Genomic DNA, 23042 nt, shown 5'->3' on the forward strand with positions numbered 1-23042 from the left:
GACGGGCCGGGCGCGCCATGCAACCATCGACAGGTCGCCGCAGCGCCGGACCGGAGCGCTCCCCGCGCGGGAATCATCCGGGAGGGTCACGCGTTGTGACTGTTGCAGACCATTCCTACCGACGTAAGGATCCAATGACCTCCTCTTCTTCCCTTCCCCAGGACGCGCAGGATGCGCAGAGCGCCACGGAGAACGTGACCGAGAGCCTCACCGAGCCCCTTCGGGCCGACGCCCTGATGGAAGAGGACGTCGCCTGGAGCCACGAGATCGACGGAGAGCGCGACGGCGAACAGCTCGACCGCTCCGAGCGCGCCGCGCTGCGGCGAGTGGCGGGCCTCTCCACCGAGCTCGAGGACGTCACCGAGGTCGAGTACCGGCAGCTGCGCCTCGAGCGTGTGGTGCTGGTCGGTGTCTGGACCTCGGGCACCGTGCACGACGCGGAGATCTCGCTCGCAGAGCTCGCGGCCCTGGCCGAGACGGCCGGAGCCCAGGTGCTCGACGCGGTCTTCCAGCGTCGCGACAAGCCCGACGCGGCCACGTACATCGGTTCCGGCAAGGCCCTGGAGCTGCGCGACATCGTCCTCGAAACCGGGGCCGACACCGTCGTCTGTGACGGTGAGCTCAGCCCCGGCCAGCTGATCCACCTGGAAGATGTCGTCAAGGTCAAGGTGGTCGACCGGACCGCCCTGATTCTCGACATCTTCGCCCAGCACGCCAAGTCCCGAGAGGGCAAGGCGCAGGTCTCGCTGGCGCAGATGCAGTACATGCTGCCCAGGCTGCGCGGCTGGGGCGCCTCGCTGTCCCGTCAGATGGGCGGTGGCGGTTCCAGCGGCGGTGGCGGAATGGCGACCCGTGGCCCCGGTGAGACCAAGATCGAGACGGACCGGCGCCGGATCCGCGAGAAGATGGCGAAGATGCGCCGGGAGATCGCGGAGATGAAGACGGGCCGCGAGATCAAGCGCCAGGAGCGCAAGCGCAACAAGGTGCCTTCGGTCGCCATCGCGGGCTACACCAACGCCGGCAAGTCCTCCCTCCTGAACCGGCTGACCGGTGCGGGCGTGCTGGTGGAGAACTCCCTGTTCGCCACCCTCGACCCGACCGTGCGCCGGGCCGAGACGCCGAGCGGCCGGGTCTACACGCTGGCCGACACCGTCGGGTTCGTACGGCATCTGCCGCACCACCTGGTCGAGGCGTTCCGTTCCACCATGGAGGAGGTCGGTGAGTCCGACCTGATCCTGCACGTGGTGGACGGCTCGCACCCGGTGCCGGAGGAGCAGCTGGCCGCAGTGCGCGAAGTGATCCGCGAGGTGGGCGCGGTGGACGTGCCCGAGATCGTGGTGATCAACAAGGCGGACGCCGCAGACCCGCTGGTGCTCCAGCGGCTGCTGCGCATCGAGAAGCACGCGATCGCGGTATCGGCCCGGACCGGCGCCGGCATCGACGAGCTGCTCGCGCTCATCGACGCCGAACTGCCGCGCCCCTCGGTCGAGATCGAGGCGCTCGTTCCGTACACCCAGGGCGCAGTCGTCTCCCGGGTGCACGCCGAGGGCGAGGTGATCTCCGAGGAGCACACTCAGGAGGGCACCCTGCTCAAGGCGCTGGTGCACGAGGAACTGGCTGCGGAGCTCTCCACGTTCGTACCCGCGGTGCACTGACCGCAGCGCCGCACTGCACAGGCCGACGGCCCGCCCCCTGCGAAGGGGGCGGGCCGTCGGCCTGTGAGGTGCGCGGTCGTTACCGACCGGCGAACTTGTCGCTCATCATCGTGAAGATCTGCTCGGCGCCCTGGCCCAGGTGGGGTCCGGCCAGCCAGCCCGAGGTCACCGGGCCGATGGAGGTGTTGGAGACCAGCGCCAGCTTGCCGTCATCGCCCTCGCTGAACCAGCCGCCGCCGGACGAACCGCCGGTCATGGTGCAGCCGATGCGGTACATGGTGGGGGTGCTGGGGCTGATGGAGAGCCGGCCGGGACGGTCGACGCACTTGTGCATGATCAGGCCGTTGTAGGGCGGGGCCGCCGGGTAGCCCCAGGCGCCCATCGCGCTGATCTGCTTGGCCTCGGGGGCGTCGAAGTCGACCGCGAGGGCGTTGCCCACGGTCTCCTCCAGGGACTTGGTGCCGTTCTCCGGCTTCACGTGCAGCACCGCGTAGTCGTACGGCGCGCCCTCACCGCCGGTGGGGCCGCCGTCGGCCAGCCACTCGCCCGAGGTGGTGGCCCAGTCGGCCCAGTAGGCGCCGTACGGGGCGATCTCCTGGGGCTGCGCGTTCTGCAGGGCGGCGGCGCCCTTGCCCTTGTCGTTGTACGCGGGGACGAAGACGATGTTGCGGTACCAGCCGCCCTTCGAGCCGGCGTGGACGCAGTGGCCGGCGGTCCACACCAGATTGGACCTGCCCGGGTTCTTCGGGTCCTTCACGACCGTGCCCGAGCAGACCATGTGGCCCTCGGGGGAGTCGAAGAAGACCTTGCCGACCGGGGCCGCGTAGTCGTGGTACGGCGTCTTCTCGCGCTCGGCGGTGACCGGCTTCGGCTCGGGGTCGCTGACGCCCTGGCCACCGGAGAGGTCACCGGCGGACATGGTCTTGGCCGGGTCCTTGGCGGACTTCATCCGGTCGGGCTTCCACAGCCCGTCGATGACCGGGTTCACGAAGTCCTTGGCCTCACGCAGCCACGTGTCCTTGTCCCAGTTCTTCCACTCGCCGTCCTTCCACTTCTCCGGGTCGACACCGTGCTTCTTCAGCGTGTCGGCCAGACCGGCGGACAGGCCGCCGTCCCCGGTACTCGCGGACTCGGTGGCGGCGGGCTTGTCGTCAGCCTTGTCCTCGCTCGGACCGCAGGCCGTTGCTGTCAGCGCCAGTGCGGCGACGAGTCCGGTGGCCGCCAGCAGCGGACGTATGGATCGCATGGAAAGAGAGTCCCCCTGAAACCTGTAATTGGCATGAACGTGTCACATGGCATGACCGTGTCATGCGTAACGCCGGTCGTCCCGGCTGTCGGAGATGATGCGGACCACTCTATGGCGGCCCCCTCTGGCGGCCCGGACCGAGGCCCTGCCCCGGTCCGGGCACTGATCGTTGCGAGGGGGCCGTCACCCGCGCCTGTGCGGGGGACGGCCCCCTCGCTACCGACCCGCGTACGTCACTGTCCCGCGTACTTCTTGCTGACCGAGTCGTAGACGCCCTTGGCCTCCTTGCCGAGGCGCGGTCCGGCCAGCCAGCCGGCCGTCACCGGGCCGATGGAGGTGTTCGAGACCAGTGCGGGCTTGCCGTCCTGGCCCGCGGCGACCCAACCGCCACCGGAGGAACCGCCGGTCATGGAGCAGCCGATGCGGTACATCGTCGGGTCGTCCTTGGTGAGCGAGAGCCGGCCCGGCTTGTCCTTGCACTGGAACAGCTGCTGGCCGTCGTACGGCGGGGCGGCGGGGAAGCCGGTGGCCGTCATGTCGGCGATCTTCGGCACGGCCGGGGCGTTGAAGTCGACCGGCAGCGCCGAACCGACCGTCTCCTCGAGGGACTTTCCGTCCGAGCCCTTCTCCGGCGTCACGTGCAGCACCGCGAAGTCGTACGGAGCGCCCAGCCCGCCGACCGAGGCACCCTGGTCGATCCACTGGTCGGAAGTCTGCGCCCACGCGCCCCACCACACGCCGTACGGGGCGACCTTCTCCTTGGGCGGGTTGTTGCGGAGCTCGTCCGCGGACAGGCCGCTGTCGTTGTAGGACGGCACGAAGGCGATGTTGCGGTACCAGCCGCCCTTCTTGCCGGCGTGGACACAGTGGCCGGCGGTCCACACCATGTTGGACTTGCCGGGGTGTGCCGGGTCCTTCACCACGGTCGCCGAACAGACCATGGAGCCCTCGGGGCCGTCGAAGAACAGCTTCCCGGACTCGGCGGCGTTGGCGTGGAACGGCGTCTTCACGCCCACGGCCCGGACCGGCGCCGGGGTCGGGTCGGTCACTCCCTCGTCACCGGAGATGTCGTTGTCGACGGGCTTCTCGGGCGACTTGTCGGCGTCCCGCATCCGGTCCGGGTCCCAGAGGCCCGCGATGATCGGATTGACGAAGTCCTTGGCCTCACGGAGCCACTTGTCCTTGTCCCAGTTCTTCCAGTCGCCGTTCTTCCACTGGTCGAGGTCGATCCCGTGCTCCTTGAGCCGGTCCTTCACATCGTCCGGGACGGTGATCTTGTTGTCCGACGTCTGTCCGGCGGAGCTGCCGCTCGGCTCGGCGCTCGCACCGTCGTCGTCCGGCCCGCAGGCGGTCGCGGTGAGTGCGAGGACGGCGGCGACCGCCGCCGTCGCGAGCACGGGAGAGGGGCGGCGGGCGCGCCCCCCACGGCGTGCGGTGGCTGCTGGTCGAATGAGTCGCATCTGGTGATCCCCCTGGGACTTCGTAACTCAACGCTTCTGTACTGCACTTCCGCACGGCGCACCGCACTTCGTCACGGCACACCGGTTCACTGCCCGGATGGCGCTCCGGGACTGCGTCGGAGGCGCCGCGGCCGCCGGGGAGCTGTCCCGGAGGCTCGGCGCGGCCCCCACTATGCCGGTGCCGGTGTTGACGGTGTACGGCAGGGGCATGGTTCCGCTCCGCAAGGATCTTCGGACTTGCCCGTGATCCTCCGTGTCCGGCGTCGTTGGTACGTACGGGGGACACAGGGACAGAGTTCACCCCCGCAGCCCGTCCCTGCGCAATCGTGCTGACGTGCAACGCAACTGTTACAGCGGGAGGATCAAGAGCCGTGGCCGTGACCGAACCAGCTCCGGCGGCACCGCCCGCGGCGTACGAGGGAATCCTGCGCCGCCAGGCAATGCGCGAATCGGCCGCCCGCACCTACGCCAGGTCGCTGCCGATCGTCCCGGTACGTGCCCGCGGGCTGACCATCGAGGGCGCTGACGGCCGACGCTACCTCGACTGCCTTTCCGGAGCCGGGACGTTGGCCCTCGGGCACAACCACCCGGTCGTCCTGGAGGCGATCAAGAAGGTCCTGGATTCGGGCGCACCCCTGCATGTGCTCGACCTGGCCACCCCGGTCAAGGACGCGTTCACCACGGAGCTGTTCGCCACGCTGCCGCGTGAGTTCGCGGACAACGCGCGGATCCAGTTCTGCGGGCCGGCCGGTACGGACGCCGTGGAGGCGGCGTTCAAACTGGTCCGCGCCGCCACCGGTCGCAGCGGTCTGCTCGCCTTCACCGGCGCGTACCACGGCATGACGGCGGGTGCGCTCGCGGCGTCCGGTGGCGCCGAGGACGTTCGGGTGACCCGCCTCCCGTTCCCGCAGGACTACCGCTGCCCCTTCGGGATCGGCGGCGAGCGCGGCGCACGGATCGCGGCACGGTGGACCGAGACGGTGCTGGACGACCCCAAGAGCGGAACACCAGCGCCGGCCGGAATGATCCTCGAACCCGTACAGGGGGAGGGCGGCGTCAACCCCGCCCCGGACGGCTGGCTGCGCCGGATGCGGGACATCACCGAGGCACGGTCCATCCCCCTGATCGCTGATGAGGTCCAGACCGGCGTCGGCAGGACCGGTGCCTTCTGGGCCGTCGAACACAGCGGGGTCGTTCCCGATGTGATGGTGCTGTCCAAGGCCATCGGCGGCTCCCTCCCGCTCGCCGTCATCGTCTACCGCTCCGAACTGGACACCTGGAAGCCCGGCGCCCACGCGGGGACCTTCCGGGGCAACCAGCTCGCCATGGCGGCGGGCACGGCCACCCTCGCCCACGTCCGGGAGAACCGGCTGGCCGAACGGGCCGCGACCCTCGGCGCCAGGATGCTGGCCTCCCTGCGCGCACTCGCCTCGCACCACCCGTGCATCGGCGACGTCCGGGGCCGGGGCCTGATGATCGGTGTGGAGCTCGTCGACCCCGAGGCCGCCCCGGTGGACGGAGGGAGCGAGGCCCCGCCCGACCCCCTACTCGCCCTCGCCGTACAGCAGGAGTGCCTGCGACGAGGCCTCATCGTCGAACTGGGCGGCCGTCACTCCACGGTCGTGCGTCTGCTACCTCCTCTCACGCTCACCGACGAACAGGCAACCGCGGTCGTCGACCGCCTCGCCGATGCCATGGCAGCAGCGGAGCGCTCACCGCACCGACGGACCCCGACCGGGTCGATCCGCTGACCCCGGACACCATCACAGGAAAGACCGCCGTGAACCCCACCCCCGCGCCCGAGGCCGACGGCCCTCCCTCCGCCCACCACCGAGGAGAGACCGCAACAGCCGGTCACCTCGCCGTCGAGCCGCCCACCGTGCCGCGCCAGATGGAGAAGCCGCACGGTCACTGGCACGCCTCCAGGGCAACGCCCGCCTGCCCGGCACCGGCCGCCGACCCCCTGGACCACCCGGACCCGCTCCAGGCAGCGGACGCCGCCGGCATCGAGAACCTGCTGCGCTGCTGGGTCCGCGAATGCGACCTGCCCCGCCCCGACGGGGAGACCCTCCGCATCCCGCTGCCCGCAAGCGGCACCGCCCTCCTCGTCCCCGTCCGCCACTGGTCCGCCACGGGCTGGCACCGCTTCGGCGCACCCGTCCTGGCGCAGGCCCCCGACGCGGCGCCCACAGCCGACGCCGTCACCGTCGCCGCACTCCTCGGCCGCGAGGCCGACCACAACGAGGGCGCGGACATGGTGGGCCGGGTGGCCGACTCGGTACGGCGAACCGCCGTGTTCATCGAGACACGACGCCGCCGTCCAACGGCACCCGCCGAGGCCGACCTCTTCCTCGGCGCGGAGCAGTCACTGCTCCTGGGGCACCCGCTGCACCCCTCTCCCAAGAGCCGCGAAGGCCTCTCCGACTCCGAAGCACGCCTCTACTCACCCGAGTTGCACGGCTCCTTCCCCCTCCACTGGATGGCCGTCGACCGGTCCGTACTGGCAGCGGACTCCGCATGGACCGACCAGGGCCGTCCGGTACCGGCGACGGAACTCGTGGCCCGGCACGCCAAGGGGCTGCGATTCCCCGAGCACACCGCGCCGATCCCACTGCACCCCTGGCAGGCCAGGGAGCTGGCGAACCGGCCCGAGGTCGCCGCCCTCCTCGACGCCGGACTCGTGCACGACCTGGGTCCGTACGGAGAGCGCTGGCACCCCACCTCCTCGGTGCGCACCGTGCAGCGGCCCGGCGTCGACACCATGCTGAAACTCTCCCTCGGCCTGCGCATCACCAACTCCCGCCGTGAGAACCTCCGCAAGGAACTCCACCGGGGGGTGGAGGTCCACCGTCTGCTGCGCAGCGGGCTCGCCACCCAGTTGCACCTGGCCCACCCCGGCTTCGACATCGTCCGGGACCCGGCATGGCTCGCGGTCGACTCCCCGGACGGCGAGCCCGTCCACGGCTTCGACGTCATGCTGCGCCACAACCCGTTCGGCCGGCACGACGACGCGGTCTGCGTCGCCGGACTCACCGCGCCGCGCCCCTGGCCGGACCGGGCGGGCATGCACTCACGCCTCGCGGACATCGTCTGCCGCCTCGCCGCCGCCACCGGACGGACCACGACCGCCGTCGCCGCCGAGTGGTTCCTGCGCTACCTCGACCGCGTTGTCCGGCCGGTGCTCTGGCTCGACGCGCACGCAGGGGTCGCACTCGAAGCCCATCAGCAGAACACCCTGGTGGTACTCGACGCCGAAGGCTGGCCGGTCGGTGGCCGCTACCGCGACAATCAGGGCTACTACTTCCGTGAGTCGCACCGCGCGGCCCTTGAGCGCCGGCTCCCCGGCATCGGATCGGTCAGCGACACCTTCGTCTCCGACCCCGTCACCGACGAGCGCTTCGCGTACTACCTCGGTATCAACAACGTGTTCGGACTGATCGGAGCGTTCGGTGCCCAGCAGCTCGCGGACGAACAGATGCTCCTCGCCGCCTTCCGCCGGTTCCTGGCAGCGGCAACCGGGCTGGGCTCCCCGCTTCCCGCACATCTGCTGGAGACACCGCGGCTGCGCTGCAAGGCCAACATGCTGACCAGGCTGCACGGCCTCGACGAACTCGTCGGTCCCGTCGACACCCAGTCCGTCTACGTCACCGTCGCCAACCCCCTCCGAGGCTGAAGGAACCCCGCCGGGTGCCCGAAGGAACCTCGTCGTCCGAATTGCTGAGAGAGGAGAGCACCACCGTGCCTCCCGCCGATGCGCACGCCGAACCCGGTACCGGCCCAGCCCCCAGGGCCGGTACGGGTGCCGGGAAAACCCGGGATCCACAGCTCACCGATGAACTCCACGCCTTCCTGGCGCGGGAGATATCCGGCGCGCCCCGCACCACGGCCGGATGGGGACCCGCCACCACGGCGGCCGGTCTGTTCCAGCTCGTCCCCGTGCGACTGGAGCGCGACCTCGCGGTGATCAGCCGCTGGATGAACGACCCTGCCGTCGCGGCCTTCTGGGAACTCGCCGGAGCCGAAACCGTCACGGCGGACCACCTGAGGTCCCAGCTCGACGGCGACGGACGCAGCCTCCCCTGTCTGGGGGTGCTGTCAGGCGTCCCCATGAGCTACTGGGAGATCTACCGCGCCGACCTCGACCCGTTGGCCCGTCACTATCCGGCCCGCCCGCACGACACCGGAATCCATCTCCTCCTCGGTGAAGCCGACGACCGAGGACGCGGAGTCGGCGCCACGCTGCTCCGGGCCGCCTGCGACCTCGTACTCGACAACCGCCCGCTGTGCACGCGAGTCGTCGCCGAACCGGACCTTCGTAACACCCCTTCCGTCTCCGCCTTCCTCAACGCCGGATTCCGCTTCTCCGCGGAGGTGGAACTCCCCCAGAAGCGGGCCGCGTTGATGATCCGCGACCGAGCCCACCGTGCCCTGCTGTGAACCAACTGCCGCCTTGTCTCCACCGCTCGAAGCCCATCGGTTCCATCCCGAGGAGTCCCCGTGCCCACATATCCCGCGAGCCATGATTCAGCGGAGTCGCCCGCGCTGCTCAGCACTCCAGAACTGAACCGGGCGGTGTGGGACCGAGCCGCCGCCCGGATGCTTGCGAAGATGCTCGGCGAATTCGCCTACGAAGAAGTCATCGAGCCGGTCGCGCGGACCGCCGGGGGCGATACGTACACCCTCGTGCTGGACGACGGCGGCAGCCTGGTCTTCACCGCCGGCCGCGGGGTCTACGGCAGCTGGCGGGTCGCCCCCGACTCGATCCGCGAGGTGAGCACCGCCGAGACCGAGGCGCACGCCCTCGGTGAACCCCCCGCCGCTCATCCAGCGCCCGCCGCGACAGAAGCCCCCCTCGGCAACCCCTTCCGCGACCCGCTGCTCTTCCTCGCCCGCGCCCGGCGACTGCTCGGGATCGACGGCGCCACGCTCGGGCACCTGGTCCGCGAGCTCACCACCACGCTCACCGCCGACGCCCGCCTCGATCACAGCGCGCTCACCGTCTTTGAACTGGCCGGCCTCGACTACGCCGAACTCGAAGGACACCAGACCGGCCACCCCTGGATCGTCGCGAACAAAGGGCGCCTCGGATTCTCCGCCACCGACGCGTCCCTCTTCACTCCCGAGGCTCGCAAGCCGGTCAGGCTGCCGTGGATCGCGGTCTCCTCCCGGATCGCCGCCTACCGGGGCGTGAACTCCCTCGCCACCGCCGAGCAGCTCTACGCCACGGAGCTCGACCCGGCGGTCCGCGAGTCCTTCGCGGCGGCCCTGCGCACCCGGGGCCTCGCCCCCGACGACTACTACTGTCTGCCCGTCCATCCCTGGCAGTGGGACGAATGGATCGTGCCGCTGTTCGCCCCGGCCATCGCCGCGGGCGACATCGTCCCCCTGCACGCCGACCCGGACCTGCGGCTGCCCCAGCAGTCCATCCGTACCTTCGCCAACCTGGAACGGCCCGACCGCCACACCGTCAAGCTGCCGCTGTCGATCCTCAACACACTGGTCTGGCGCGGACTCCCGACCGAACGCACCCTCGCCGCCCCCGCCGTCACCGGCTGGGTCCAGGGACTGCGCGACAACGACCCCTTCCTGCGTGACACCTGCGGCGTCATCCTGCTGGGAGAGGTGGCGTCGGTCACGGTCGAGCACCCGCTGTACGACCACCTCCCCGAGACTCCGTACCAGTTCAAGGAGATCCTCGGCGCGATCTGGCGCGAACCGCTCCTCCCGCGGCTGGCGCCCGGCGAGCGCGCCCGCACCCTCGCCTCGCTGCTGCTCACCGACCCGCAGGGCCGCGCCTTCACCGCCGAGCTGGTCGCCCGGTCGGGGCTGACCCCCACCGCGTGGCTGAGCCGGCTGTTCGCGGCGCTGCTCCCGCCGCTGCTGCACTTCCTCTACCGCTACGGCACCGTTTTCTCGCCGCACGGCGAGAACGCCATCGTCGTCTTCGACGGCCAGGACGTCCCTGTCCGGCTGGCGATCAAGGACTTCGTGGACGACGTGAACATCAGTGCCAGACCGCTGCCCGAGCACGACAGCATGCCGGACGACGTGCGCCGTGTCCTGCTGACCGAGGAGCCCGGCTTCCTCACCCAGTTCATCCACTCCGGGCTGTTCACCGGAGTCTTCCGGTTCCTCTCTCCGCTCTGCGAGGAGCAGCTGGGCGTCCCGGAGACCGAATTCTGGTCACTCGTCCGGGCGGAGATCCTGCGCCACCACGCCCGCTTTCCCGAGCTGAAGGAGAGGTTCGAGATGTTCGACATGCTGACGCCGCGCATCGAACGCCTCTGTCTGAACCGCAACCGCCTGCATCAGGACGGATACCGGGACCGGCCCGAGCGACCGCACGCGGCGATCCACGGCACCGTGGCCAACCCGCTCCACCCCTCCGCGTGAGGCCGGGAGTGACCGCCGCTGTCAGTGGCGCCCCGTAGGCTGGTCGGGCTATGACGAAGCCATCCCTCCCCGAGCTCCTGCACGCCGCCGTGACCGCCGTCGGCGGTACGGAGCGACCTGGTCAGGCCGCCATGGCCGACGCCGTCGCCACGGCCGTGGACGACCGATCCCACCTGCTCGTCCAGGCTGGCACCGGCACCGGCAAGTCGCTGGGCTACCTGGTGCCCGCTCTGGCGCACGGCGAGCGTGTCGTGGTGGCCACGGCGACCCTGGCCCTCCAGCGCCAGCTGGTGGAGCGGGACCTGCCGCGTACGGTCGACGCCCTGCATCCGCTGCTGCGCCGCCGCCCCCAGTTCGCGATGCTCAAGGGCCGGTCGAACTACCTCTGTCTGCACCGCCTCCACGAAGGGGTGCCGCAGGACGAGGAGGAGGGCCTCTTCGACCAGTTCGAGGCCGCGGCACCGTCGAGCAAGCTCGGCCAGGACCTCCTGCGGATGCGGGACTGGTCGGACGAGACGGAGACCGGCGACCGTGACGACCTGACGCCGGGGGTCTCCGACCGGGCCTGGGCGCAGATCTCCGTGTCCTCGCGCGAGTGTCTGGGCGCCACCAAGTGCGCGTACGGGGCGGAGTGCTTCGCGGAGCAGGCCCGTGAGCGGGCGAAGCTCGCCGATGTGGTGGTCACCAATCACGCGCTCCTCGCCATCGACGCCATCGAGGGCGCTCCGGTGCTCCCGCAGCACGAGGTGCTGATCGTCGACGAGGCCCACGAGCTGGTCTCCAGGGTCACCGGTGTGGCCACCGGCGAGCTCACCCCCGGCCAGGTCGGCCGCGCGGTGCGGCGCGCCGCGAAGCTGGTCAACGAGAAGGCCGCAGACGCGCTGCAGAGCGCGTCGGAGGGTTTCGAGCGCGTGATGGAGCTGGCGCTTCCCGGCCGTCTGGAGGAGGTGCCGGAGGATCTGGGGTACGCGCTGATGGCCCTGCGCGACGCCGCGCGCACGGTGATCTCCGCCCTGGGCTCCACCCGGGACAAGTCCGTCCAGGACGAGGACGCCGTGCGCAAGCAGGCACTGGCCTCGGTGGAGACCATCCACGGCGTGGCCGAGCGCATCACCCAGGGGTCCGAGTACGACGTCGTCTGGTACGAGCGCCATGACCGCTTCGGTGCCTCCGTACGGGTCGCCCCGCTCTCCGTCTCCGGACTACTGCGCGAGAAGCTCTTCGCGGACCGTTCCGTCGTCCTCACGTCGGCCACGCTGAAGCTGGGCGGCGATTTCAACGGGGTCGGCGCGTCACTCGGGCTCGCCCCCGAGGGCACCGCCGGTGACGACATCCCGCAGTGGAAGGGGCTCGACGTCGGCTCGCCCTTCGACTACCCCAAGCAGGGGATCCTGTACGTCGCCCGGCATCTGGCGACGCCCGGCCGGGAGGGCTCCCGCACCGACATGCTGGACGAGCTGGCCGAGCTGGTGGAGGCCGCGGGCGGCCGGACGCTCGGGCTGTTCTCCTCCATGCGGGCCGCCCAGGCGGCGGCCGAGGAGCTGCGGGGCCGGCTGGACAGGCCGATCCTGCTCCAGGGCGAGGAGACGCTGGGGGAGCTGATCAAGAATTTCGCGGCCTCCCCGGAGACCTGTCTCTTCGGCACGCTCTCGCTCTGGCAGGGGGTGGACGTTCCGGGCGCGAGCTGTCAGCTGGTGGTCATGGACCGCATTCCCTTCCCGCGCCCGGACGACCCGCTGATGAGCGCACGCCAGAAGGCGGTCGAGGAAGCGGGGGGCAACGGCTTCATGGCGGTCGCGGCGACACATGCCGCACTGCTGATGGCACAAGGCGCCGGCCGGCTCGTCCGTGCCACGGGAGACAAGGGCGTCGTCGCGGTCCTCGATCCGCGTCTCGCCAACGCGCGGTACGGAAGCTATCTGCGCGCCTCGCTCCCCGACTTCTGGTATACGACCGACCGCAATCAGACGCGTCGCTCGCTGGCGGCGATCGACGCCGCCGCGAAGGCCGAGGAGAAGTAGCCCCGCACGGTACCCGTCCGAGCCCCGGACGTACGGGTACACCCCCGGGACGTACGGATGGGGCTCGGAGACCGGCTGTACCGGTCTCCGAGCCCCATCCGTGAGCTCCCATCCATTGGTGCGGTGGAGGCGTCACACCCGCCGCAGCACCGCCACGACCTTGCCGAGGATGGTCGCCTCGTCGCCGGGAATCGGCTGGTACGCGGAGTTGTGAGGGAGCAGCCAGACATGACCGTCCTCCCGCTTGAAGCGCTTGACCGTGGCCTCGCCCTCCAGCATCGCCGCCACGATGTCGCCGTTCTCCGCGACGGGCTGGCGCCGGACGGTGACCCAGTCCCCGTCGCAGATCGCCGCTTCGATCATCGAGTCACCGACGACCTTGAGGACGAAGAGCTCTCCGTCACCGACCAGCTGGCGGGGGAGCGGAAAGACGTCCTCCACGGATTCCTCGGCGAGAATCGGGCCACCGGCCGCGATCCGGCCGACCAGCGGCACATACGAGGCCGCAGGCTTCCCTGTGGTGTCCGTGGGCTGCGTGCTGGGCTGGTCCGAACCGCGCACCTCGTACGCCCGGGGGCGGTGGGGGTCGCGGCGCAGGAAGCCCTTGCGTTCCAGAGCCATCAGCTGGTGCGCGACGGAGGACGTACTGGAAAGGCCCACCGCCTGACCGATCTCCCGCATGGACGGGGGATATCCCCGTCGCTGCACGGAGTCCCGGATGACCTCGATCACTCGCCGCTGCCGGTCCGTGAGCCCCGAGCTGTCCGCCCGGATTCCAGGAGGACGCCCGGGAAGCGAGCGCGCTGGGCGCGCCGGCTCGGGCCCCTCCGCGTTCGTGACTGAGTCATTCATGGCATGCACCGGCTCGAGTCGGCTCTGGGAGCGGTCCTGGGCAGTGATGATGGCACTGTCTGCGGTGGTGGTCACGTCGGCCCCTCTCGAATGGTCTCCCTAGCTGCACAACGGTAGTAGCTTTCGAAAGGTTGCGCCAAACACACGTTCGAGTGAAAAACAAATAAAAGTCCGCTGGGTGTTCGTTACTGGGTGTATGAGCGAAGCCGGTAGGTGCGCTGCCCGCTGTCGGGTCGAACGGCAATTCGGACTATTACGGTAGCGGGCGCTGCCTCGCAGCTACCGCGCGGGGGTCGGCGCCCGGCCCTCCGCGCACCCCCGGAAGCCGCCGCCCCGCGATCGGCGGCGCCGCATGCTTCCCGTACCCTCTTGCTCGGTCGTACGCTGCCTTCCGGCCACCCGCGATGCGCGACACGCGCTAGGGCCGAATGCGCGGCCAAACCCAAGATCTAGTGGTTGGATTGTCGCGACCGCCCAGAAGTTGTGGTCCCCGTCCATCGGGGGTGTGGTCATCGCCTATGCTTGAGATCGCTTCGAGGGCCCGTCACCGGGCCTGAAGAGGCTATTCAGTCGTGCTGTGAAGGAGGGTTGGGAGCCATGCACTGCCCCTTCTGCAGGCACCCCGACAGCCGGGTCGTCGACAGTCGCACCACCGACGACGGGACCTCGATCCGCCGGCGTCGCCAGTGCCCCGACTGCTCCCGCCGTTTCACGACGGTGGAGACCTGCTCGCTCATGGTGGTCAAGCGCAGCGGAGTCACCGAGCCCTTCAGCCGCACCAAGGTCATCTCCGGCGTGCGCAAGGCCTGCCAGGGGCGGCCGGTCACCGAGGACGCCCTCGCCAAGCTCGGCCAGCGGGTCGAGGAGGCGGTGCGCGCCACCGGCAGCGCCGAGCTGACCACGCACGATGTGGGCCTGGCCATTCTCGGCCCCCTGCAGGAGCTCGACCTGGTCGCGTACCTGCGGTTCGCGTCCGTGTACCGGGCGTTCAACAGCCTCGAGGACTTCGAGGCCGCCATCGTGGAACTCCGCGAGCGGCAGCCTCCGGTAGAAGAATGCGGGACCGGCGAGACCCTCGAGGTCCCCGTTCCCGCCGTCGCCGCCGACTGAGCGGCGCAGGCCGGCCGCCGCCGGTCCACGGACCGGCGGCCGGGTGGCACACAGACCTGCTCCGGATGCCCCGCGCGGCGTCCGAAGTACCAGACACACACTGTGCCCGGGGAAGTTCTCGGCACTTCAGGGCGTTTTTGCCCACATATGGGAGGCGGCATGACAGAGACGGCGAGCGGCCCGGCACGAGGTTCCCGCAACAAGGGAGCCAAGTCGACTGCGACCAAGCAGGGCCTGCGTATCGAGCGCATTCACACCACCCCCGGCGTGCATCCGTACGACGAGGTGGCGTGGGAGCGCCGTGACGTCGTCATGACCAACTGGCGCGACGGCTCGATCAACTTCGAGCAGCGTGGCGTCGAGTTCCCCGACTTCTGGTCGGTGAACGCGGTCAACATCGTCACCAGCAAGTACTTCCGCGGGGCCGTAGGCACCCCGCAGCGCGAGACCGGTCTGCGACAGCTCATCGACCGGATCGTGAAGACCTACCGGAAGGCCGGCGAGGACTTCAACTACTTCACCTCCCCGGCGGACGCGGAGATCTTCGAGCACGAGCTGGCGTACGCCCTCCTGCACCAGATCTTCAGCTTCAACTCGCCGGTCTGGTTCAACGTGGGCACGCCCCAGCCGCAGCAGGTCTCCGCCTGCTTCATCCTGGCCGTCGACGACTCCATGGAGTCGATCCTCGACTGGTACAAGGAAGAGGGGATGATCTTCAAGGGCGGTTCCGGCGCAGGCCTGAACCTCTCCCGCATCCGCTCCTCCAAGGAGCTCCTCTCCTCCGGCGGCAACGCCTCCGGTCCGGTCTCCTTCATGCGGGGCGCCGACGCCTCCGCCGGAACGATCAAGTCCGGTGGCGCCACCCGCCGCGCGGCCAAGATGGTCATCCTCGACGTCGACCACCCCGACATCGAGAACTTCATCGAGACCAAGGTGAAGGAGGAGGAGAAGATCCGCGCCCTGCGTGACGCGGGCTTCGACATGGACCTGGGCGGCGACGACATCACGTCGGTCCAGTACCAGAACGCCAACAACTCGGTCCGCGTGAACGACGAGTTCATGAAGGCCGTCGAGGCCGGCGGGAAGTTCGGGCTGCGCGCCCGGATGACCGGTGACGTCATCGAAGAGGTCGAGGCCAAGTCCCTCTTCCGCAAGATGGCCGAGGCCGCCTGGGCCTGTGCCGACCCCGGCATCCAGTACGACGACACGATCAACCAGTGGCACACCTGCCCCGAGTCCGGCCGGATCAACGGCTCGAACCCGTGCAGCGAGTACATGCACCTGGACAACACCTCGTGCAACCTCGCCTCGCTGAACCTGATGAAGTTCCTCAAGGACGACGGCAAGGGCAACCAGTCCTTCGAGTCCGAGCGCTTCGCCAAGGTCGTCGAGCTGGTCATCACCGCGATGGACATCTCCATCTGCTTCGCGGACTTCCCGACCGAGAAGATCGGTGAGAACACCCGCGCGTTCCGTCAGCTGGGCATCGGCTACGCCAACCTCGGCGCCCTGCTGATGGCGACCGGCCACGCCTACGACAGCGACGGCGGCCGCGCGCTCGCCGGCGCCATCACCTCGCTGATGACCGGCACCTCCTACCGTCGCTCCGCGGAGCTGGCGGCGGTCGTCGGCCCGTACGACGGCTACGCCCGCAACGCCGAGCCGCACCAGCGCGTCATGAAGCAGCACGCCGACGCCAACGCGGTGGCCGTCCACGCGGACGACCTCGACAACCAGATCTGGGCCGCCGCCACGGAGGCCTGGCAGGACGTCATCCGCCTCGGCGCGAAGAACGGTTTCCGTAACGCGCAGGCCTCGGTCATCGCGCCCACCGGCACCATCGGTCTCGCGATGTCCTGCGACACCACCGGCCTCGAGCCCGACCTCGCCCTGGTCAAGTTCAAGAAGCTGGTCGGCGGCGGCTCGATGCAGATCGTCAACGGCACCGTGCCGCAGGCGCTGCGCCGCATGGGGTACCAGGAAGAGCAGATCGAGGCGGTCGTCGCCCACATCGCCGAGAACGGCAACGTGATCGACGCGCCCGGCCTGAAGCCCGAGCACTACGAGGTCTTCGACTGCGCGATGGGCGAGCGTTCCATCTCTGCGATGGGCCACGTGCGCATGATGGCGGCCATCCAGCCGTGGATCTCCGGCGCGCTCTCCAAGACGGTGAACCTGCCGGAGACGGCCACCGTCGAGGACGTCGAAGAGGTCTACTTCGAGGCGTGGAAGCTGGGCGTCAAGGCGCTCGCGATCTACCGCGACAACTGCAAGGTCGGCCAGCCCCTCTCCGCGAAGACCAAGGAGAAGGAGAAGGAGGCGGTCACCGCCAAGGCCGAGGACACCATCCGTACCGCGGTCGAGAAGGTCATCGAGTACCGCCCGGTCCGCAAGCGTCTGCCCAAGGGCCGTCCCGGCATCACCACCTCCTTCACGGTGGGCGGCGCCGAGGGTTACATGACGGCGAACTCCTACCCGGACGACGGTCTCGGTGAGGTCTTCCTGAAGATGTCCAAGCAGGGTTCGACCCTCGCGGGCATGATGGACGCCTTCTCCATCGCCGTCTCGGTCGGTCTGCAGTACGGCGTCCCGCTGGAGACGTACGTCTCGAAGTTCACCAACATGCGCTTCGAGCCGGCCGGTATGACGGACGACCCGGACGTGCGGATGGCGCAGTCGATCGTCGACTACATCTTCCGGCGCCTGGCGCTCGACTTCCTGCCGTTCGAGACCCGCTCGGCGCTCGGCATCCACTCGGCCGACGAGCGCCAGCGCCACCTCGACACCGGTTCGTACGAGGCCTCGCTGGAGGACGACGAGCTGGACATCGACAGCCTGACCCAGTCCGCCCCCGTGCGGCCGGAGCCGCTGAAGGCGGTCGCCCCCGTGCAGGAGGAGGCCGGTACCCCGGCTCCGAAGACGGCGCACACCTCGGCGGAGCTCGTCGAGATGCAGCTGGGCATCAGCGCCGACGCCCCGCTCTGCTTCTCCTGCGGTACGAAGATGCAGCGCGCCGGATCCTGCTACATCTGCGAGGGCTGCGGCTCGACCAGCGGCTGCAGCTGATCCGGACGGCATGAGGCACGACGGCTGAGCCGCGGACAGCGGCCGGCCTCGGGGCGGGAGGATCTCTTCGGAGGTCTTCCCGCCCCGGCCCGTATCCGGAGGGTTACGCTCCGGACGGGCGGTTCCCCATCGTCGCGGCGAACGAGTCGGCGTCCCCGTCGAAGCCCCGTACCGCGTCGTGGAACTGCCAGGCCCCCGTGGTGTCCCGGACGAACTCGGCGACCACGGCCGCGGTCGCGCCGCCGACCGAGGAGAAGTCGTTCTCGGACAGGATGTCGTAGCCCTCGCGGACCTGTACGGCGGTGTTCTCCACGGCGCCGAAGGTCTTGTGGCCGTCGCGCTGCTGTATCGCCACACCCACGATGACCCGGGTGTACGACTCCGAGAGCCGGTCCAGCTCCAGCGTCATCACCTCGTCGTACCCCAGCCCCTGACCGGTCCGGCTGTCCCGGTCGAGCGTGATCGTGCCGTCGGGCGCGCGGCTGTCGAAGTGGACGTGATAGGCGGGGCTGCCGAACGGCTCCTCGGTCGAGTAGGTCGCCGCGATGATGTCGAGGTCATTGGGGGATTCGCCCTGAGGGCTGGGGTCCCACTTGACCCTCACCTCCACCTTCTCGATGTCCTTGTTGGGCGTGCTCATCGGACTTCCCTCCTTCGCCCGCCGGGCCGTCGCCCCGGCTCTGTCACCAGATCATCTCCGTAACTGTCGGTGAAACCAACCGGCTTGGCCAGGGGCGGCGGAATCGGGCCACCGCCGGAACCGGGCACCCCGGTACGCAACCCCCTGTGGCCGACCGCGCCTCGGCCGGTTCCGGCGCACTCCGCGAGAGCGTGACCCACGCCACGTCCGGCACCCGTACGATTGGGCCGTGCTGGTCAAGTGGATTCGCTGCAATGTGGTCGACCGTCGCGGTTTCGAGCGGGGGCAGCGCAAATGGGCGGGGCTGCTGGGGGAGCCGGGGTTCAGGGGGCAGGGCGGTGGCTGGAGCCGTGGCCGGCCGGAGGTGGCGCACGTCTTCGCGTTCTGGGAGAACCGGGTCTTCTACGACTCGTTCATGGCACGCGGGCACGATGCCCTGGCCGCAGCGCAGTCGGGTACGTGCAACGACATACAGGTCAAGCTCTTCGAGTACCGCTTCGACGTGAAGACCGGCTTCGAACCCGGGTTCACCGACGCGGACGTGGTCAGGGTGGCGCACAGCAAGGTGCACGAGGACCGGGTCGAGCACTTCGCGCTGATGCAGCAGCGGGTGTGGAATCCGGCGATGGCCGGATCGCCCGGGATGCTGCGAGGCGTCTTCGGAGAGGCGCCGGGCCACGAATTCCTGGTGCTCTCCATGTGGCAGTCGAGCGCCGAACGCGGCAAGTACCGTGCGGGGAGTGTCGACCGGCTCGCGCAGCGTGCGCAGACCGAGGACGATGTCGCGGCGCTCTCCGGTGACGTCGTGCAGCTCGAACCGTCGTGGACGGTGTGAACGGACCCGGCACCCGGCCCGGCTGTTTCCGTTCGGCGCGACGGCAGTCACTGGAAGACCGGTTTCCGGCCAATCGCTCGAACGCGGCGACCGGGGGACAGCGCTTAGGGTCGGTACATGGCAAGACCGCAACGCATTGTCCTCGTCCGCCACGGCGAGTCCGAGGGAAATGCCGATGACACGGTGTACGAACGTGAGCCCGACCATGCGCTGAGGCTGACCTCGACAGGGCTGCGGCAGGCGCGCGAGACCGGGGCGCGGCTGCGCCGGCTCTTCGACGGCGAGCAGGTCAGCGTGTATGTCTCGCCCTACCGCCGGACGCACGAGACGTTCAGGTCCTTCGGCCTCGACCTCGAACGCGTGCGGGTGCGCGAGGAGCCCCGGCTGCGCGAGCAGGACTGGGGAAACTGGCAGGAACGGGACGACGTCAGGCTGCAGAAGGCGTACCGGGATGCCTACGGGCACTTCTTCTACCGCTTCGCGCAGGGCGAGTCCGGGGCCGATGTGTACGACCGGGTGGGAGCCTTCCTGGAGAGCCTGCACCGGAGTTTCGAGGCCCCCGACCACCCGCCGAACGTCCTGCTGGTCACGCACGGTCTGACCATGCGGCTGTTCTGCATGCGCTGGTTCCACTGGTCCGTGGCCGAATTCGAATCACTCTCGAATCCGGGCAACGGGGAATCCAGGACGCTGGTGCTGGGAAAGGACGGGCGCTACACACTTGACCGGCCGTTCGAGCGCTGGCGCACCCCTGAGCCGTACGGCATCACCGGATAGAGTGGAACCGATGACCGAATCGGCTTCCGACCAGCGCTTCGAACGCGCCCTTGCCAGCCTGCGCGGCCTCTCCGTGGGAGACGCCCTGGGCTCACAGTTCTTTGTGCCCGCCAACTATCCGCTCCTGAAGGACCGCTCCCTGCCCCCGGGGCCGTGGCAGTGGACCGACGACACGGAAATGGCCTGTTCGGTCGTGTCCGTGCTCGCGGAGCACGACCGTATCGATCAGGACGCGCTCGCCAGGTCCTTCGCGGTGCACCACGATTTCGACCGAGGTTACGGTCCTGCCGTGAACCGGCTGCTCAGGCTGGTCCGGGAGGGCGGGGACTGGCGTCAGCTGGCCTCCGCGCTGTTCAACGGCCAGGGCTCCTGGGGCAACGGCTCCTCGATGCGGATCGCCCCGCTCGGTGCCTGGTACGCGGACGACCCCGAGCAGGCCACGCACCAGGCCGAGATCTCCTCGTACCCGACCCACCAGCACCGGGAAGCGGTCGTGGGCGCCATGGCCGTGGCGGCGGCCGCCTCGCTCGCCGCGTCGCCCGCCGGCCCGCCGAAGCCGGCCGACCTCCTCGACGGCGTCATCGCGCTCGTACCGCGCAGCGCGGTCGGCGCGGGACTGCGCCGGGCCCGCGACATGCTCGACTACAGCGACGCCGGCACGGTCGCCGCGGTCCTCGGCAACGGCCGTCGCACCAGCGCGCACGACACCGTCCCCTTCGCCCTCTGGTCCGCGGCCCGCAGTCTCGGCGATTTCGAGCAGGCCTTCTGGGTGACCGCGCAGGCGGGCGGGGACGTGGACACGACCTGCGCGATCGTCGGCGGGGTCGTCGCGGCGGGCGCGGCCGGTGCGCCACCGGCGGACTGGACCGCTGAGACGGAGCGCCTGCCCGACTGGATGGCCCGGTAGCAGCGGCGCGCCGCACCCGACTGTCACGGTACTGCCACAGCGCTTCTCCCTTCGGCCGACGACGGTGACGGGGGGTTACTCTTTCGGCCACGCCGCCCTCGGTGATCATTACGACGGGCGTGCACCGAAAGAGACGCCGGGGGGCCGCGCGCTGCCCAGGGCTCGCGCGGGCGGACCTCGGTGGGGAGGGGTCCCATGTCCGATCACAGATCTGAGTCGTCCCGGCCCGCGCGCGTGCCGGAACCGGCGGATCCGCCCGGAACGGCCGGGGCGAGAACGCCCGAGCCGGTCCCGGCCGGGGTACAGATGTCCAAGCAGTCCGGTACGCCGGGCGCCGCCGTGCCCGAGCCGCCCAAGGTGCCCGCCTACGCGCGGCAGCCGCATCCGCGACAGCCGCCCTCGCCCTGGGGACCTGCCGGGCGGCAGCCGTCCTCGGATCTCATGAAGATCCGCCCCGCCGCGCCCGGGGTCATCCCGGCGGCCACGCTCTGGTCCGTGCTGGCGACGGCGCTGCTCGGCGCCCTGCTGCTCGGTGACGGCATCGGACTGAACCTGTTCCTCGTAGCGGTACCCGCGGCACTCGCGGCGTACTTCGCCGCGCAGGCGGCCGGGCGCCGGCTGCGGCCGTGGACGGCCGTCTGGGCCGTCGGCGGCCTCTCGCTCCTCGCCGTTCCGGCCCTCCGCGACGCCGGCTGGCCGGTCTTCCTCGCCGTCGTGTCCGCCGTGGCGGTGGGTTCGCTCGCACTGCACGGCAGCCGGGGCTGGCTCGGGATCTTCCTCGGGTCGCTGGGACTCCTCACCTCGGTCGCCGGATCGCTGGGCTGGGGAGCCCACGGGGTGCGCGACCGGATGGCCGACTCCCGTGGGCGCTGGGGCGTCGCGTTCCGCTCCACGGTCGCCGCCGTCGTGCTGCTCATCGTGTTCGGGGCGCTCTTCGCGAGCGCCGATGCCGCGTTCGCCGACGTCCTGGGCAGCCTGATCCCCGATGTGTCCCTGGGCGAGGGCCCGTGGCGGCTGTTCCTCGGCGTGATCGGGCTCGTGGGCGCCCTCGCGGCCGCCTACACCGCCGCCGCGCCGGTGCGCTGGGACGCGCTGACCGTACCCCCGGGCCCGGCACGCGGACGGCTGGAGTGGGCGCTCCCGCTGATCGTCCTGAACCTGCTCTTCGCCGGCTTCCTCGCCATCCAGCTCACCGTGCTGCTCGGCGGCTACGACAAGGTGATGGCCGAGACCCGACTCAGCTATGCCCAGTACGCCCGTGAGGGCTTCTGGCAACTGCTCTGGGCCACCGTTCTCACACTGCTCGTCATCGCCCTCGCGCTGCGCTGGGCACCGCGCGGCGGAGCCCGCGACCGTACTCTCGTGCGGTCCGTGCTCGGCACGTTGTGCCTGCTCACCCTCGTCGTCGTCGCTTCCGCGCTCCGGCGCCTGGATCTGTACGTCGATGCCTACGGTCTGACCCGGCTGCGCATTTCCGTGGCCGCGGTGGAGCTCTGGCTCGGCGTGGTCCTCCTGCTGATCATGGCGGCCGGGGTGTTCGGCGCGAAGATGCTTCCGCGTGGCGTCGCGGTGAGTGCGGCCGTCGGCGTCCTGGCCTTCGGGCTGGCCTCGCCGGACGGTTTGATCGCCGAGCAGAACGTCCAGCGGTACCGCGACGACCACTCGATCGACATCCAGTACCTCCGCGGTCTCTCCGCCGACGCGGTGCCGGCCCTGGACACGTTGCCGGAGCCGCTGCGTTCGTGCGCCCTCGACGAGATCCAGCGGACGCTGCGAGGCTCGGACGCCCCCTGGTATGCGACGAGCTGGGGCGAGGCGCGGGCCCGGGACATCCTCGGTGACTGGGATCCAGGAGCGCGGGTCCGCAACTGCCAGGAGCTGGGGTCGGGCGATCAGGGGAACGAACGGGGCGGCGACGGCACCGGCGGGCCCGGCGGCGATGACTCGTACGATCCGTACGACCCCTACTGATCCGCCCGGCCGACCGCCGACCGGCTGAAGGGCTGACGGGCGGACCTGAGCCGGACACACCGTCCGTACGGGCGGTGTGTCCGGTACGTCCGTCAGCACGACGGCCGCG

Annotated in this window: 16 protein-coding genes; 12 read left to right on the top strand and 4 right to left on the bottom strand. The window is 70.1% G+C overall.

Features of this window, described 5'->3' with window-relative positions; all coding sequences use genetic code 11:
- Positions 1–134 precede the first annotated feature (134 nt).
- Positions 135–1655 carry a GTPase HflX gene (gene hflX / locus EDD93_RS22870; protein ID WP_123526931.1) on the top strand — a complete coding sequence of 507 codons (1521 nt, stop codon included), beginning with the start codon at positions 135–137 and terminating at the stop codon, positions 1653–1655.
- 79 nt (positions 1656–1734) lie between these two features.
- On the opposite strand, the gene EDD93_RS22875 is transcribed toward hflX, so the two are convergent.
- Both EDD93_RS22875 and EDD93_RS22880 read right to left on the bottom strand, forming a co-directional pair.
- On the bottom strand, positions 1735–2901 hold the full coding sequence (locus EDD93_RS22875; protein WP_123526932.1) for a serine protease: 1167 nt from the start codon (positions 2899–2901) through the stop codon (positions 1735–1737).
- Positions 2902–3134: 233 nt separating this feature from the next.
- Complete coding sequence (locus EDD93_RS22880; RefSeq protein ID WP_185092407.1) at positions 3135–4361, bottom strand: serine protease; 1227 nt, start codon at positions 4359–4361, stop codon at positions 3135–3137.
- Positions 4362–4732: 371 nt separating this feature from the next.
- On the opposite strand from EDD93_RS22880, the gene EDD93_RS22885 reads away from it, so the two are divergent.
- The 5 genes from EDD93_RS22885 to EDD93_RS22905 all read left to right on the top strand — a co-directional run bounded on the left by EDD93_RS22885 (position 4733) and on the right by EDD93_RS22905 (position 12775).
- A complete protein-coding gene (locus EDD93_RS22885; RefSeq protein WP_123526934.1) occupies positions 4733–6112 on the top strand; it encodes a diaminobutyrate--2-oxoglutarate transaminase family protein in 1380 nt (459 codons plus the stop codon).
- Between the two features lie 29 nt (positions 6113–6141).
- Entirely contained in the window at positions 6142–8034 is a 1893-nt protein-coding gene (locus EDD93_RS22890; RefSeq protein ID WP_123526935.1) for an IucA/IucC family siderophore biosynthesis protein, read from the top strand.
- Between the two features lie 65 nt (positions 8035–8099).
- Positions 8100–8798: a GNAT family N-acetyltransferase gene (locus EDD93_RS22895; RefSeq protein ID WP_123527925.1), complete on the top strand. Its 699-nt coding sequence runs from the start codon at positions 8100–8102 to the stop codon at positions 8796–8798.
- Positions 8799–8858: 60 nt separating this feature from the next.
- A complete protein-coding gene (locus tag EDD93_RS22900; RefSeq protein ID WP_123526936.1) occupies positions 8859–10754 on the top strand; it encodes an IucA/IucC family siderophore biosynthesis protein in 1896 nt (631 codons plus the stop codon).
- A gap of 50 nt (positions 10755–10804) precedes the next feature.
- Positions 10805–12775: an ATP-dependent DNA helicase gene (locus tag EDD93_RS22905; RefSeq protein ID WP_123526937.1), complete on the top strand. Its 1971-nt coding sequence runs from the start codon at positions 10805–10807 to the stop codon at positions 12773–12775.
- Between the two features lie 132 nt (positions 12776–12907).
- On the opposite strand, the gene lexA is transcribed toward EDD93_RS22905, so the two are convergent.
- Positions 12908–13702, bottom strand: a complete 795-nt coding sequence (gene lexA, locus EDD93_RS22910; RefSeq protein WP_123526938.1) for a transcriptional repressor LexA — start codon at positions 13700–13702, stop codon at positions 12908–12910.
- Between the two features lie 522 nt (positions 13703–14224).
- On the opposite strand from lexA, the gene nrdR reads away from it, so the two are divergent.
- A complete protein-coding gene (gene nrdR, locus EDD93_RS22915) occupies positions 14225–14737 on the top strand; it encodes a transcriptional regulator NrdR (RefSeq protein WP_123526939.1) in 513 nt (170 codons plus the stop codon).
- 159 nt (positions 14738–14896) lie between these two features.
- Positions 14897–17803 carry a vitamin B12-dependent ribonucleotide reductase gene (locus EDD93_RS22920; RefSeq protein ID WP_123527926.1) on the top strand — a complete coding sequence of 969 codons (2907 nt, stop codon included), beginning with the start codon at positions 14897–14899 and terminating at the stop codon, positions 17801–17803.
- Positions 17804–17906: 103 nt separating this feature from the next.
- On the opposite strand, the gene EDD93_RS22925 is transcribed toward EDD93_RS22920, so the two are convergent.
- Entirely contained in the window at positions 17907–18443 is a 537-nt protein-coding gene (locus tag EDD93_RS22925) for a TerD family protein (RefSeq protein ID WP_123526940.1), read from the bottom strand.
- Positions 18444–18672: 229 nt separating this feature from the next.
- Here EDD93_RS22925 and EDD93_RS22930 point away from each other — a divergent pair, with 229 nt between their 5' ends.
- From EDD93_RS22930 to EDD93_RS22945, 4 genes are all read left to right on the top strand, one after another.
- Positions 18673–19278 (top strand): YdbC family protein, encoded by a 606-nt coding sequence (locus EDD93_RS22930; protein ID WP_123526941.1) that lies wholly within the window; start codon positions 18673–18675, stop codon positions 19276–19278.
- A gap of 117 nt (positions 19279–19395) precedes the next feature.
- A complete protein-coding gene (locus EDD93_RS22935; protein ID WP_123526942.1) occupies positions 19396–20055 on the top strand; it encodes a histidine phosphatase family protein in 660 nt (219 codons plus the stop codon).
- Positions 20056–20065: 10 nt separating this feature from the next.
- Positions 20066–20962 (top strand): ADP-ribosylglycohydrolase family protein, encoded by an 897-nt coding sequence (locus EDD93_RS22940; protein ID WP_123527927.1) that lies wholly within the window; start codon positions 20066–20068, stop codon positions 20960–20962.
- A 195-nt stretch (positions 20963–21157) separates the two neighbouring features.
- Complete coding sequence (locus EDD93_RS22945; RefSeq protein WP_185092408.1) at positions 21158–22933, top strand: DUF4153 domain-containing protein; 1776 nt, start codon at positions 21158–21160, stop codon at positions 22931–22933.
- Positions 22934–23042 lie beyond the last annotated feature (109 nt).

Origin of the sequence: Streptomyces sp. 840.1 (assembly GCF_003751445.1) — a bacterium.
Taxonomy (GTDB): Bacteria; Actinomycetota; Actinomycetes; order Streptomycetales; family Streptomycetaceae; genus Streptomyces.